This is a genomic window from Corynebacterium sp. NML 150383, from assembly GCF_002285085.1.
GTDB lineage: Bacteria > Actinomycetota > Actinomycetes > Mycobacteriales > Mycobacteriaceae > Corynebacterium > Corynebacterium gottingense.
Window position 1 is genome coordinate 255,454 of the sequence record NZ_NSGK01000001.1, and the last position, 12,648, is coordinate 268,101.

The 12,648-nt window shown below is 63.2% G+C and carries 10 protein-coding genes; 6 read left to right on the forward strand and 4 right to left on the reverse strand.

The window, feature by feature from the left end; genetic code table 11:
* Window positions 1-139 precede the first annotated feature (139 nt).
* Entirely contained in the window at window positions 140-3,826 is a 3,687-nt protein-coding gene (locus CKJ85_RS01235; RefSeq protein ID WP_143340117.1) for a hypothetical protein, read from the reverse strand.
* A 593-nt stretch (window positions 3,827-4,419) separates the two neighbouring features.
* Here CKJ85_RS01235 and CKJ85_RS01240 point away from each other — a divergent pair.
* Window positions 4,420-4,731 carry a helix-turn-helix domain-containing protein gene (locus tag CKJ85_RS01240; protein WP_095535162.1) on the forward strand — a complete coding sequence of 104 codons (312 nt, stop codon included), beginning with the start codon at window positions 4,420-4,422 and terminating at the stop codon, window positions 4,729-4,731.
* Between the two features lie 344 nt (window positions 4,732-5,075).
* On the opposite strand, the gene ychF is transcribed toward CKJ85_RS01240, so the two are convergent.
* Complete coding sequence (gene ychF, locus CKJ85_RS01245; RefSeq protein ID WP_095553175.1) at window positions 5,076-6,161, reverse strand: redox-regulated ATPase YchF; 1,086 nt, start codon at window positions 6,159-6,161, stop codon at window positions 5,076-5,078.
* An 87-nt stretch (window positions 6,162-6,248) separates the two neighbouring features.
* On the opposite strand from ychF, the gene CKJ85_RS01250 reads away from it, so the two are divergent.
* The 3 genes from CKJ85_RS01250 to CKJ85_RS01260 are packed head-to-tail and all read left to right on the forward strand — an operon-like array spanning window position 6,249 to window position 9,355.
* Window positions 6,249-7,640: an AI-2E family transporter gene (locus CKJ85_RS01250; protein WP_369825008.1), complete on the forward strand. Its 1,392-nt coding sequence runs from the start codon at window positions 6,249-6,251 to the stop codon at window positions 7,638-7,640.
* Between the two features lie 30 nt (window positions 7,641-7,670).
* Window positions 7,671-8,714, forward strand: a complete 1,044-nt coding sequence (locus tag CKJ85_RS01255; RefSeq protein ID WP_095553176.1) for a DNA recombination protein RmuC — start codon at window positions 7,671-7,673, stop codon at window positions 8,712-8,714.
* An 11-nt stretch (window positions 8,715-8,725) separates the two neighbouring features.
* On the forward strand, window positions 8,726-9,355 hold the full coding sequence (locus tag CKJ85_RS01260; RefSeq protein WP_186439381.1) for a DUF6542 domain-containing protein: 630 nt from the start codon (window positions 8,726-8,728) through the stop codon (window positions 9,353-9,355).
* Window positions 9,356-9,358: 3 nt separating this feature from the next.
* On the opposite strand, the gene CKJ85_RS01265 is transcribed toward CKJ85_RS01260, so the two are convergent.
* On the reverse strand, window positions 9,359-10,330 hold the full coding sequence (locus tag CKJ85_RS01265; RefSeq protein ID WP_095276810.1) for a 4-hydroxy-3-methylbut-2-enyl diphosphate reductase: 972 nt from the start codon (window positions 10,328-10,330) through the stop codon (window positions 9,359-9,361).
* Between the two features lie 154 nt (window positions 10,331-10,484).
* On the opposite strand from CKJ85_RS01265, the gene xseA reads away from it, so the two are divergent.
* Complete coding sequence (gene xseA, locus CKJ85_RS01270) at window positions 10,485-11,735, forward strand: exodeoxyribonuclease VII large subunit (RefSeq protein ID WP_095553177.1); 1,251 nt, start codon at window positions 10,485-10,487, stop codon at window positions 11,733-11,735.
* Window positions 11,736-11,745: 10 nt separating this feature from the next.
* Complete coding sequence (locus CKJ85_RS01275) at window positions 11,746-12,021, forward strand: exodeoxyribonuclease VII small subunit (RefSeq protein ID WP_095276814.1); 276 nt, start codon at window positions 11,746-11,748, stop codon at window positions 12,019-12,021.
* Here CKJ85_RS01275 and CKJ85_RS01280 read toward each other — a convergent pair.
* On the reverse strand, window positions 12,018-12,593 hold the full coding sequence (locus CKJ85_RS01280; RefSeq protein ID WP_095545708.1) for a DUF4245 domain-containing protein: 576 nt from the start codon (window positions 12,591-12,593) through the stop codon (window positions 12,018-12,020). The genes CKJ85_RS01275 and CKJ85_RS01280 overlap by 4 nt on opposite strands.
* Window positions 12,594-12,648: the final 55 nt, after the last annotated feature.

Sequence of the window (12,648 nt, forward strand, 5' to 3'; positions counted from 1 at the left end):
GGGAGCTTCTCCACCCCGCGTTACACGTTGAACTTGGACTCGACCACATTCCATATTCTTATAACGTCTCGAGCGATGTGCATACACACTCCAGCTCACAGTGTCCTGCAAACTCGCTGTGTGACGCGATTTATGCCGCTCAGTGCAGCCCGCGCCGGAAACGTTCTGCGTCCTCCTCGTTCCGTCGTGCGTCGTTTTCGTACGAGGCAGCGATTCTCCTAAACAAACCAGCCACTCGAGGCGCGATGTCGGCGAATGCTTGGGCCTTGACTCGATAGTCCGCAGCAAGCCTGAGCTCCTGCTCGCCGCCGTCTTCCAAGCCGCGACTAGTAACTCCACGACTATTAAGGATATAGAGGCACAAACCGGTCTCAATGTGATCAAGCTGCACTTCTTCAATGAGATCCCGCACGACGTTGCCCGGCCAGGTGCCGTCAGCGTCTGGTGGGGTGTGGCCGAGAACCTGGCCAATCTGCTGCAGGCCGACCTCGGTCCGGCCTCGTTCAGCCAGGAGCTCCATAGCTCGATCAAGCCAGGCTCGAAGCACCTCGGCATTCATGACGCCATCGACGAGGCCGGGCGGTGTGTCCCATGCATTGAGTAAGCGGTACGCATTGGTTGCCAGGGAAGCGTCGTGTTGTTCTTCGCCAGCCGGGTCCTCGGCGCCTTCTTCGTCCTCGCCGCTCGGCCGGGCACGGTAAACAGTGCACACGATCTCGACGAATTTTGCAGGGTCGGCAGCTAAGCTTTCGGATAGCGCTGGGACTCTCGCGTCATAGCCGAGCGCCGGAAGGTACGACCACTGTAGTCGAACAAGGCAGCCAGGCTCAAGGTGCTCGCGCATAGCTTCGAGGTAGGCGAAGAGCCGCTGAAAATCATAGGACGATAGATCACGAGCAGCGGCAGATGGAGTTTGATCTGCCAGGAGCCCGTCCAGTGCTCGCACAATGAGTTTCGCTACCTGGGGACGCGGACCGTCCTTGTCGATGTGGGTGTACATGCTCATGAGATGTACAACGTCGGCGTGGCGGCCAACTTGGATCAAGTGCTCAGCAATCTCGTCGATCTTGTCAATGTCTTGCCCCAAGCCGATTGTCTGGAATGCCCTCCAGTACCGGGCCTCAAGATCCGGGTCCGTATCAACCAGAGCCCATACCTCCGCGAGGTTGTCGCGCGCGACAAGCAGGAGTCGAACACGTTGATCGACCGTAAGATCGCTCTGTTCAAGGAAGTCTGTGATCAGAGCGAAACCTTCTAGGGAATAGCGAGTCGAGAAATACGACATCGCGGTGCTGGCGAGATCCTGGTCGGCAGACGTCAACCAACCGAGCAACTCATCATCGTGCGACGAGCCGATTTTCGCCAAGGCGATACCAACGGCCCCCGGCACCGACGCGTCTCGTGCCAGTCTCGTGATGGCGTCAAAACCGCCCTCGGCCTCGATCTTCTCTACGGCTTGGACGCGTCGGCGCCCGAGCTCACGTTCAAAGGCTTCATAATCATCTTGTTTGTGAGCGCCGATATACGGAGTCCATGATTGAAAGAGTCCGATCAGTCGGACATACGCAGACCTCGGCTGGTAGCGCGCTGCCAGTGCGTCGAGCTTGCCGAGTTCCTCGTCGGGAAGTGTCCAGGCAGCATCCGGAAACTTGCGATGACGGCCGATGAGGTCCACCAGGGTTCGCCACACCGCTTCTCGAAAGTCAGCCGTAAACCGCGGCTGGTCGGCCATCGATTCGAGAGCATCCACCACTCGCGCTCGGTCTGCTGGTGGTAACTCTGCCGTGTGAGAAAGGATCGTTGACCAGCGCTGCGCATCCTGACCAGCATCTTCGATGCAACGCTCTACCGCGGCGGTCGTCATCTTCCAGAATTCGCCGTATGTCACAGATAGTTTGTCCGGCCTCCAAGTTCGGAACGCAGGTGTACTAATCGGGAAATGTGTCCCGTGCCCCTCAGGAAGCATGCTGCACTCCAACTTCCAGGCGACGCCAGGGCGTCTTCGGCGCAACGTGTCGAGGACAATAAGTCGCCGGTCAGGATCGACAGAGCTATCTGGATGCCACGGGCGGAACATTGCAGCCAAAGAGGCCGCGGGACGGTTAGCCAGCCGACCACCCGGATCGATCTCGTCAAGGCGTGCCAGGAGATCGACAGCACGTCCGAAATGATCAGAGGACCAGGACACGCACTCGAGCGCCCACAGCAGATTGCTGTGGGGAGTTCCGCCCGAGAAGATTCCCGATTCGTCGGCGTTGTCCTGGAACATGGTGGCCAATAGAGGGGCATCGCCCGCTGTTGCTGCACTGACCGCATCGAGGAAGGCGTCCGGCCCGGCCTCAGCGAGGAGGGGCAAGATGTCAGCTAATGATTGCCACGCTCGCCCGGTATCATCTGTCGACGCCCATTCGAGTAGCTTCCCAACCAGATAGTTTGCGAAATCTGACCCTGATACTCCACCCGACAAGACGACAGTTTCGCCGTACATTCCCAATAGAGCGAGCGACTGAGCGAGGCCGCGGCGGAGGTCACCGGAGTAGCGACGGGTTTTGCCATCAATCGATGCTCTCCACCGTTGATCCCGCGGTAGGTCGAGGGCCGGATCATCCTCTGCGAAGACCCTCTCGACGATGGTCTCGAACCGCTTCATGTCATCGTGAGTCAGCTTCGGCACCAACAGCATCCAAGCATCCACCGGTGAGACAAGATGCCAAGCTTCGCCAGTGCGGATTACCAGAGGATCGGTAGGATTGTCGGCTGTTCCTGTGATCGCCTCTCTAAACGACTCGTAGTCGGTTCCCGTGAGCGCCTCGAGGATCGAACGATCCCCTTCTGCATTGTCTCCCCAGGAGCCAACCAACAGGATTGATCGGAAGTTTCGGGACGGACTCGCATCAGCCCAGGTCGGTCGATGCAGGACGGCCTTTACAGCCAAGTTTCGCCGCAGACCGGTCAAGCTTCGCCGTGCGAGCCTACCGAGCTCATCGGCCCTATCTCTATCTGTGACTCCGGCGCTCGTCAGCGCGACTGCTGCCTCAGCAGCATCCAACGCTGGAAGTGTGACGTCGGCACCTTCGTTGGAGACAACCGGCACACAAAAGTTGTGCACAGTACCTGCGGGGATCTCGCTTGCCAACTCGGGCCTGCGAGGGACCAAGACGAGCGGTTGGGACGAGGTTGTCAACTGCCTCCATGTGGATATGTCGTCGACGAATGCGAGCCGTGCGAGCATCTGGCCGCTGCCCTGGTCATCAAGGTTGACGGCGATCGCAGCGATGAAGGCGCATACTTCCTCCATCGAGGCGCCAGCAATCGTAGTGACGGAGCCGGATGAACCAAGCCGGTCTTCAAGATCCTTGGCAGTGTCAGTTCGACCGGCGAGCACAACTTTCGGTATCAATGTTGGATTCGTTTGTGCTGCCCAATCTCGCCACCAGGTCAGACCGGTGCGAAGTCCGTATGGAGAAAGCCCCAGTTCTTCCGACAGCCACGCCCATGTAATTGGGGCGGCCTCAAGCCAGGTCTCGATATCATCAAGCCCGAAAGCCTTGACGTCTCTCCAGACCTGGTTGTTTCGCTTATTTGTAGCCCACTTGTCCCGTGCCGTCCAAGTGCGCAGGATCACTTCGATATAGGTGCATTCAGCGGTCCGTGTGCCGTCTGGAGTGTCTGTTCGCTTAGAATAGTCCTCATCGGCCTTCTTGTTAGGGCTGGAATTAACCGACAACTCCCATACCGACAAACCATCTGGAACCCAAGCCGTCGCTTCGGTTGCCCGAACAGAACCGTCCCAATCCCCTGCTGCCACGCCGTCGCCTGCGGGCATCCCTAGCTGGACCAACCCCGGTGTCGTTTCAAGGATGAGACGACGAACCAGACGCGGGAGTTCAGACTCCGAATTACGAGTATCGGCCCAGTTCTTCAGCTTACTTCGGTCAATGTAGCCTGCTCTAGTCCTCACGGGACACGCCTCCAGTCGCGCAAGTTACTCCCCATAAACAAGGTCGCTCCAGATCCAGCTTTAGAGAGTTTAATGGATAACCGATTCCTTATACCTGAACGCGCAGCCCCAAATTGATCAATATCAGAAGAGTAATTACGGCAGAGCACTATATGTTGAACTGGACCACCACGTTTCACATAACTACAACTTCACAGCGCTCAGTCACGCTCTGGGCCGCTCATCCGTGTTATTCTGGTGTCACGTTGTGCTGGTGTGACTATCCTTCATCTGCAGCATGACGGGAGTAATTGCCTGGGGCGTCATTGGATTGGACGTCTGGCGACAATGGTCGCCACTGGCCCGCGCGACGGAACGGGCTCGCCGAATACGCCTGAGGGGATGGACCCCGGGCCGGAGCGCCGATTGGCTCCGGTAGCGCCTTCTTGACGGAAGGAGAAACGCTACCGGGAGTTTCCATGGGCGCATTCGCCTTACCGTCACTAGAAGACGAGATAACACTTCTTACCCTGCAGGATGCGGTGGCCGAAGGTTTCGGCGGCTACTCCACCCTCCGCAAGTACATCTCCGAGGGGCATCTGCGCGCCAGGAAAATCGGTGGGCGCATCAAGATCGAGAGGGCTGACCTCGAGGCCCTCAAACGCCCCACCGGCCGCCAGCCGACATTTGAGGATATCGAGTCGGCCGTGAGCCGCATCGCCGCTGCTCCCCCGCTGAGTGATCAGCAGATCCACCGTCTCGCTCGGCTCCTGGGCGGTGGCCAGCAATGAGCAGAAGTAAAAACCCCGCCAGCCTGGGGTGAACTGCACCCCATTAGTTGGACTGAGAAATCAGTTACCGACTAGTGGGGAGCAGTTTTCATTGAGAGCACGAAGTTCGCTAAAAGGGCCTGACCCCGATGCAGTATCAGAATCAGACCCTTGAACCCCTCACAGCCTAGAATTAAACCAGTCCAACTTTCGGGGGCTAGTTCATGTATAGGGGGAGCTTGGCAGTGGTAGTCAAAATCTCCACCTCGCTCTCGATTCCACAATCGTTCAGCGTCCTTGTCGGTGAACTACTGAGCTATGCTTCAAACTACCCCAATAACGCGAAGCGTCATTAACACCCCGCGTTACACGTTGAACTTGAACTCGACGACGTCACCGTCAACCATGACGTAATCCTTGCCCTCCTGGCGCACCTTGCCGTGAGCACGCGCCTCGGCCATGGAGCCGAGTTCGTCCAGGTCCTCGAAGGCGACGATCTCGGCCTTGATGAAGCCCTTCTCAAAGTCGGAGTGGATCACGCCGGCCGCCTGCGGGGCGGTGTCACCCTTGTGGATGGTCCAGGCGCGCGCCTCCTTCGGACCGGCCGTGAGGTAGGTCTGCAAACCGAGGGTGTCAAAACCGGCCTTCGCCAGCGTCTGCAGGCCCGGCTCGTCCTGGCCGACGGCGGCGAGGAGTTCGGACGCGTCTTCGTCGTCAAGCTCCAAAAGCTCGGTCTCTGTCTGGGCGTCGAGGAAGACTGCGTCGGCGGGGGCAACGACGTCGCGCAGCTCCTGCTTGCGGGCGTCGTCGGTCAGCACGTCCTCGTCAGAGTTGAATACGTAAAGGAAGGGTTTGGCCGTCATCAGGTGCAGGTGGTGCAGCAGGGAGAGATCGATTTCGCCGGTCTTGGAGGCGGCGAACAGCGTGCGGTCGCTTTCGAGCACGGCCTGGGCCTTCTTCGTCTCCTCGGCCTGCGCGGCGATGTCCTTGTCCTTGCGGCCGTCCTTTTCCAGGCGCGGCAGGGCCTTCTCAATGGTCTGCAGGTCAGCGAGGATCAGCTCGGTGTTGATCACGGCAATGTCGCTCGCGGGGTCGATCTTGCCGTCGACGTGGATCACGTTGTCGTCGCTAAACGCCCTGACCACCTGGCAGATCGCGTCCGCCTCGCGGATGTTGGCCAAGAAGGCGTTGCCCATCCCCTCGCCCTCGGAGGCACCCTTCACAATGCCGGCAATGTCCACGAAGGACACGGTGGCGGGCAGGATCCGCTCAGATTCAAAGATCTCGGCCAGGCGGTCCAGGCGCGGGTCCGGCAGCTCCACCAGACCCACGTTGGGCTCGATGGTGGCAAACGGGTAGTTGGCAGCAAGCACCTCGTTGCGCGTCAGTGCGTTGAAGAGGGTTGACTTACCAACGTTGGGCAGTCCGACGATTCCAAGTGTAAGGCTCACGTCGGCCTATCCTAGCCCACTTCGCCTCCTCCCCCGACACGCAGGGGGTGCGAGCGCTTTGGATGCGAGTGGGGCACAATAGTGCGGGTGAGTAGCAGCAAGGCAAACACCGAAACCGTCACCGACCCCCAGGACACCGCTGCGGTCGAACGGGAGGATCGCGTGGACCGCGGCGTGGTCATCAACTCGTGGGTCAAGGGCGCCGCGATGTTGACGCTGCGCCTGCTCATCATCGCCGTGTTCCTGTTCGCGTTGGGCAACCTCATCGGCGCATTCTGGGCCGGCGTCCTGCCGATCGTGCTGGCGCTGATCATCTGTACGGTCTTGGCCCCCATCGCGTCGTGGATGCGCAACGCGGGCCTGCCGTCCGGCCTCGCCGCGACGATCACCCTGCTGGGCTTTTTCGGCCTGCTCAGCGCAATTGCCCTGCTCATCGCCCCGGACATCGTCTCGCATTCCCGTGTCCTCTACCTGCAAGCCCTCGAAGGCATCCAGCGCATGCAGCTGTGGCTGCAGGGTCCGCCGCTCAACATGGACCCCGACGACCTCAGCCAGGCGATCAACGAGGTCGCCCAGTGGATGCAAAACCAGGCGGGCGCGATCGCCGGCGGCGTCTTCTCCGGCCTGGGCACCGCGGCGAGCCTCATGGTCTCGCTCATGGTCCTCCTTGTGCTGACCTTCTTCTTTCTCAAGGACGGGCACCGCTTCCTGCCGTGGGTACGCTCCGCCACGGGCGGCCGTACCGGCCTCCACGCCACCGAGCTACTCACGCGCGCCTGGAAGACGCTGAGCGGTTTCATCGTCGCGCAGGCCATCGTCTCGCTCGTTGACTCCGTCTTTATCGGCCTCGGCATCGCCATCGTCGGCGTACCGATGGCGTTCACGCTGGCCGTCATCACCTTCATCGCCGGCTTCATCCCGATCATCGGCGCCGTCACCGCAGGCGCCCTCGCCGTCCTCGTCGCCCTCGTCTCCCTGGGGTTCACCGAGGCTCTCATCGTCCTAGCCATCGTCTGCGCGGTCCAGCAGCTCGAGGGCAACATCCTCTCCCCCATGCTGCAGTCGCGCGCTATGAACCTGCACCCGGTCATCGTCCTGGTCTCCGTCACCGTCGGTGGCGGCCTGTTCGGCCTCATCGGCGGCTTCCTCGCCGTGCCCGCGGCCGCGATGATCGCGGTGTGCTACCGCTACGTCCTGGACATCCTGCGCATTCACTCCGGCGAGAAGTTCGCAGCCGAGCTCGACTTTGTCACCGAGGAAGGCCGCACCATCGCCGAGATCGAGGAGAAGGAGTCCGTCCACGAGCGCGCGGAGTGGCGCAAGGAACGCCAGTGGACCGCCCCGCCGGTCGTCGAGGAGCTCGAGGCCGACGAGCCCCAGGGGTCGTCGAGCTGGAAGAAGCTTATCGACGCCCACGAAAACTCCCGATTCGCCAAAATGTTCGGAAATTCCGACTCGGAGGACGAAACCAAGGATTAGGTGTTCGGTGCATGTGGTTAACTCGGGCGCATGTCTACCGCCACCGCATTTCTCATCCTGGCCACAGGCCTCCTCCTCGGCTTCATCGCGGGACTGTTCACCGGTATGAGCTGGCTCAGGCGCAACACCCCCACGCCCGCGCCGCCGACGGACCTGGCGCCCGTCGCCCGTGCACTCACCCAGCTCCAGGACCAGCTGGACGAGCTGGACAAGGACCAGGCCGTCGGCCGCAACGCGCTGGCCAGCCAGGTCCAGGCGATCGGACGGACCTCTGCCCGGTTGGGCGACCGCACCGATCAGCTCATTAACGCCCTGCGCAGCCCGCAAACACGCGGGCGGTGGGGCGAGATCCAGCTCCAGCGCGTCGTCGAGCTCGGCGGGATGGTGGAGCACGTCGACTTTGACGTGCAGGCCCACCTGCGCGGCGGCGTCGACACCCCTGGCGTCCGCCCCGACATGGTGATCCGGCTCTCGCAGGGCCGCAACGTCGTGGTGGACGCGAAGGTGCCGTTCTCCTCGTACCTAGACGCACTGAACACGGAGGACCCGGAGGAGAAGCAGGCGTACATGCGTCGGCACGCGCACTTGCTGCGCCGCCACGTGGACACGCTCTCATCCAAGTCCTATATCCAGGCGTTCCAACCCACTCCGGAGTTTGTGGTCATGTTCGTGCCCGCGGACCCGTTCCTCGACGCAGGCCTGACCATCGACCCGGAGCTCCTCGACTACGCGCTTGCGCGCGACGTGGTCATCGCCACCCCCACCACCCTGTTCGCGCTGCTGCGCACGGTAGCGCTCGGCTGGCGGCAGGACTCGGTCAATGAGAAGGCGAAAGAGATCCAACGGCTCGGCGCGGAGCTACACACTCGCCTGCGCGTGATGGGCGAGCACTACAACAAGGTGGGAGCCTCGCTGGACAAGGCCGTGGAAGCATACAACGCCACGCTGGCGTCGATGGACTCGCGCGTCATGGTGACCGCCCGGCGGCTGGAGGATATGGAGGTGCCCACGGGCCGCGCACACGCCGCGCCGCTCACGCCTGCCACATCGCGTCCGCGGCACGCTGCCGGGTAAACTGTGTCACCGTGTCTCACGTGATCCGGAATACCAACGCCCCGTCTGCACCCTTCCAGGGCCTGCCGACAGGCTCTGCCATTGGCATCCAGTTCGCAGCCCTCGTGACCGGAGCACTGCTGTGTACCATGATCGGCCAAATCGGTTGGCCGTTGCTGGCATGCTTTGCCGTCGGGGTCATCCTGGTCACCACCGTCGTCGAGCCGAAGGGGCTCTTCCTCACCGTCGCGTCCGCGCCGATCATGTTTGTCATCGCCGTGTTGGCTACGGGGTACGTGCTCTCGCGCAGCCAGATCGCCAACGGAGGCACCTCCTCGCGCGCCGCACTACTCACGGTGTTTTACCCGCTCACGGAAGTGTTTCCCGCGCTGATCACCATCACCATCGGCGCAATCATCATCGCGGTGGTCCGCTACAAATTGGTCGAGCGGCAAAACCGTGCGCGCGCTCGCTCCGAGAGTGCGGAGCGTCACCGCGTCGCAGAGAGCAACCAGCGCACCTCCGTGCAGAGCCGCCGCGCGCGCGAGCGCACCTCGAGCGTGTCCGTGCAGGAGCTGCTCAACCGCGCGAAGACCGAGCGCGAGAAAAACCCGCGCCCGCAGCGAACGCGGGGCGGGTTGAACGACAACCTCTACGACTAGCGTCTAGCTCGCGGAGTTTTCCTTCGTGCGCCGCGCGCGCAGATCGCGGGGCAGCGCGAACGTGATGGTTTCCACCGTGGTGGTGACCTCTTCGACGTCGGTGTAGCCGCGCTCCGCGAGGAAGTCCACGACCTGGCCCACCAGGATCTCGGGGACGGACGCACCGGACGTGACACCGACGGTGTTCACGCCCTCGAGCCACGCCTCGTCAATCTGCGAGGCGTAATCCACCAGGTGTGAGTCTTTCGCACCGGCCTCCAGCGCCACCTCGACCAGGCGCTTGGAATTCGACGAGTTCTGCGAGCCGACCACCACAACCAGGTCTGAGTCCGCCGCGATCTTCTTCACTGCAGCCTGCCGGTTCTGGGTGGCGTAGCAAATGTCATCGCTCGGCGGGTCCTGCAGGTGCGGGAAGCGCTCCTTGAGCTTGGTCACGATCTCCATCGTCTCGTCCACGGACAGCGTGGTCTGGGAGAGCCACACCAGCTTCTGGTCCTGCAACGACTCCGGCAGGCTCTGCACACCCTCGACGCCGTCGACCAGGTGCGTCACCTCCGGTGCCTCACCAGCGGTGCCCTCGACCTCCTCGTGGCCCTCGTGGCCGACGAGCAGGATGTGGAAGCCGTCGCGGGCGAAGCGCTTCGCCTCGTTGTGCACCTTGGTCACCAGCGGGCACGACGCGTCAAGCGTGCGCAGGTTCAGGTTCGCGGCGGACTCACGCACCGCCGGCGAAATCCCGTGCGCGGAAAAGACAAGGTGTGCGCCCTCCGGCACCTCGTCGGTCTCATCAACAAAAATTACGCCGCGCTGCTCAAGGGTCTCCACAACGTACTTGTTGTGCACGATCTGTTTGCGCACGTAGACGGGCGCGCCGTACTTTTCCAGCGCCTTCTCCACCGTCTCTACCGCGCGATCCACCCCGGCGCAGTAGCCGCGAGGCGCAGCAAGAAGAACTTTTTTACCCTGATCAGTCATGGAACCGACAGTACCCAATCTGCGTCTAAAAGAATAGGCGGCTTCGCACGGCCCGGGGCGCTGCGTACGTGGCGGCGGTGGCGTCGAGAAGCGCTCTGCCCGTGTGCCGTGCGAGTGCGCTGTGTAAGTTCGGCTTTGGAAGAAAGGAGAAAAGGTGGCAGAAACCGCGAAAGAGAAGACCACGCCCGAGGCGCCATGGTCAGTCTCCAAGCTCAACACCACCGTGAAGGGGTGGATCGAGCGGCTCGGGTGGCTGTGGGTTGAGGGGCAGCTGGCCCAGATCAACGCGAAGCCAACCTGGAAGCTGTCCTACCTGGTGCTGCGCGACACGCAGGAACAGGTCAGCGTACAGCTCACCGTCAACTCGGGCATGTTGCGCGACATGCCGACCCCGCTGAAGGAAGGCGACCGCGTTGTCGTGCGCGGCAAGCCCGCGTTCTACGCCGGGCGCGGCACGTTTTCTATGTGGGTCACGGAGATTCGCCACGTCGGTGAGGGTGAGCTGCTCGCGCGCATCGAGCAGCTGCGCAAGCAGCTCGCCGCGGAGGGGCTGTTCGACCCGGCTCGGAAGCAGCGGCTGCCGTACCTGCCCACCACGATCGGGCTGATCACCGGCAAGGGCTCGGCCGCGGAGCGCGACGTGCAGTCCGTGGCGCAGCAGCGCTGGCCTGCAGTGCAGTTCCGCACCATCAATACCCCGGTGCAAGGCGCACTCGCGGTGCCGGCCATTATCGAGGCACTCGAGCAGCTCGACCGCAACCCGAACGTGGACGTCATCATCATCGCCCGCGGCGGCGGCTCGGTGGAGGACCTGCTGCCCTTTTCGGAGGAGGCGCTCCAGCGCGCGGTCGCGGCCGCGCGCACTCCGGTGGTTTCCGCCATCGGCCACGAGCCGGACACGCCGGTGCTGGACAACGTCGCGGACCTGCGCGCGGCAACGCCCACCGATGCGGCCAAGCGCGTCGTGCCCGACGTGGCGCAGGAGCGCGCGCTTATCGCGGAGGCGCGCCAGCGCTCCGCGGCGGCGCTGCGCGGCTGGGTGCGGCGCGAGCGGGACAGCCTCGCTGCGGTGCGGAGTCGCCCCGCGCTCGCGGACCCCATGTCCCCCATCACCAGGCGGCGCGACGAGCTCGAGCGCGCTCGCACGCAGATTCGCCGCGATGTGACGTACCTGCTGCAGCAGGAGCGCGGCGGCGTGGCGTCGTTACGCGCGCAGGTTGCGGCGCTCGGCCCCTCCGCGACACTCGCGCGCGGGTACTCGATTGTCCAGGTCCTGCCCCGCGACGGCAGCGGGCCGGACGTGGTCACCAGCATTGAACAGGCACCGCCCGGGGCGCAGCTGCGCATCCGCGTGGGCGACGGCTCTATTACCGCGGCCTCGATGGCCAACACACCAGCAGATTAAAGGAGACACTATGGCAGACAACACTTTCGGCGCGGGCGAGGCCGGCGAGAACGCGTTCCCGGACCCGCAGGACCTCAGCTACGAGCAGGCCCGCGACGAGCTCATTGAGACGGTAAAGATCCTGGAGCTCGGCCAGATGAGCCTCGACGAGTCACTTAAGTACTGGGAGCGCGGCGAGGCGCTTGCCAAGCGGTGCGAGGTGCTTCTCGACGGAGCGTCGCAGCGCGTCGAAGCCGCCATCCAATCCCGCTCCGGGGACGGCGACGACGGCAACGCGTCCAATTAACTCTGCGCCGGCAGCGGTGCCGCGGTGAGCGCCGCCTCAATCAGCGCGCGGAACTCCTCCTCGGTGCCGGCGCCCGTGACGAGGAACCGCGACTGCCCGGCGTCGACGGCCCACAGGTCGCGCACGTCGTCGGACGCAGAGGTGTACACCTGCGCTTCCGTGCCGCCCACGTCAACGGAGCGCTGCAGCTCGCGCGGTTTCTGGTCGGCCCCTCGCACCGCCTTGTCCAGCGGGGCGCCCGTCTGCGTCAGCTGGAGGTAGCCCCCGTCGGCCGTGACCCAGCCGACGGTCGGCGCAGGCGCCTGCTCGATCATCGCGCGGCGGGCGGAGTTGGTCACCCAGCCCGCTGGCGCCTCGGGGTACACCACCGGGAAGTCCACGGAGCGGGCCTCCATGTCCAGGAACGTACGCGCGTCGACCTCCTGCACCGGCCCCTGCTCCGGCTTGCCGGGGTTGAACGTGCACAGACCGGTCGCGCCGACCGCCACGAGCATGATCACCACGATCAGCACCATGTTGAGCGCGATGTTTCGTCCGTCCTGAAAGATGCGGGTGCTGCTGTTACTTGCCACGTAGGCCAGTATGGCACGCGGCGTGGTCCACCCCCGAATTTGTCAGCCGCCGCGG

Excerpts from the sequence above, each read along its gene's own strand:
- CKJ85_RS01235 (WP_143340117.1), bottom strand. The coding sequence starts at position 3,826 with ATGCCCGCAGGCGACGGCGTGGCAGCAGGGGATTGGGACGGTTCTGTT.
- CKJ85_RS01255 (WP_095553176.1), top strand. The coding sequence starts at position 7,671 with ATGTCTACCGCCACCGCATTTCTCATCCTGGCCACAGGCCTCCTCCTC.
- CKJ85_RS01240 (WP_095535162.1), top strand. The coding sequence starts at position 4,420 with ATGGGCGCATTCGCCTTACCGTCACTAGAAGACGAGATAACACTTCTT.
- CKJ85_RS01275 (WP_095276814.1), top strand. The coding sequence starts at position 11,746 with ATGGCAGACAACACTTTCGGCGCGGGCGAGGCCGGCGAGAACGCGTTC.
- CKJ85_RS01265 (WP_095276810.1), bottom strand. The coding sequence starts at position 10,330 with ATGACTGATCAGGGTAAAAAAGTTCTTCTTGCTGCGCCTCGCGGCTAC.